1 protein-coding gene is annotated in these 858 nt (G+C 79.3%); it reads right to left on the bottom strand.

Annotation, left to right across the window (positions count from 1 at the left end; genetic code table 11):
- Positions 1–858 (bottom strand): GspE/PulE family protein (locus PYV61_RS26030; protein WP_275836799.1); only part of this gene is annotated, 858 nt, incomplete at both ends.

The following is an 858-nucleotide window of genomic DNA, read 5'->3' as shown; positions in this document are numbered from 1 at the left end:
CGAGCGGCGCGCCGGTGGCGACCGCGCCCCGCGTCTCCTCGCCCACGACGAGCAGCTCGTAGATCCCCGTGCGCCCGCGGTAGCCGCTCATGGCGCAGCGCGGGCACCCCACGGCGCGGCGCCACCGCGGCGCGCCGCCGTCGGGCGCGTCGCCGGCCGTCGCGCGCAGCGCCGCCAGCGCCTCGGCGTCCGGCGCCCCGTCGGACGCGCACGCGTCGCACAGCAGCCGCACCAGCCGCTGCGCGAGGATCCCCTGCACCGTCGCCGCGATCAGGTAGCGCTCGACTCCCATGTCGCCGAGGCGCGCCACGCCCCCCGCGGCGTCGGTGGTGTGCAGCGTCGAGAACACGAGGTGGCCCGTCAGCGCCGCCTGCACCGCCGTCTCGGCGGTCTCGCGGTCGCGCATCTCGCCGACCAGCACGACGTCGGGGTCGTGGCGGAGGATCGCCCGCAGCGCCGCCGCGAAGCCGAGCCCCGCCCGCGGCTGCACCGGTACCTGCACGACGCCCGGCATCCGGTACTCGACCGGGTCCTCGACCGTCACGACCTTCGCGCCCGGGACGCTCACCCGCGCCAGCGCGGCGTAGAGGGTCGTCGTCTTCCCGGAGCCCGTCGGGCCGGTGACGAGGACAAGCCCCGTCGTGCGCGCCAGCAGCCGCTCCAGCCCCGCGCGCACCGCGTCGGGCATCCCGAGCGCGGCGAGGTCGCGCGCGCCGCCGTGGTCGAGGACGCGCAGCACCACGCTCTCGCCGTGCAGCGCCGGCAGCGTGGCGACGCGCAGGTCGACCTCGCGCGCCGCGCCGTCGTCGGCGCCCACGCGCACGCGCGCCCGCCCGTCCTGCGGCCGCCGCCGCTCGG

The organism is Roseisolibacter sp. H3M3-2, assembly GCF_029211165.1.
GTDB lineage: Bacteria > Gemmatimonadota > Gemmatimonadetes > Gemmatimonadales > Gemmatimonadaceae > Roseisolibacter.
The sequence above is the reverse complement of the archived record's forward strand: the minus strand, read 5'-3'. Positions and strand labels throughout refer to the sequence as shown.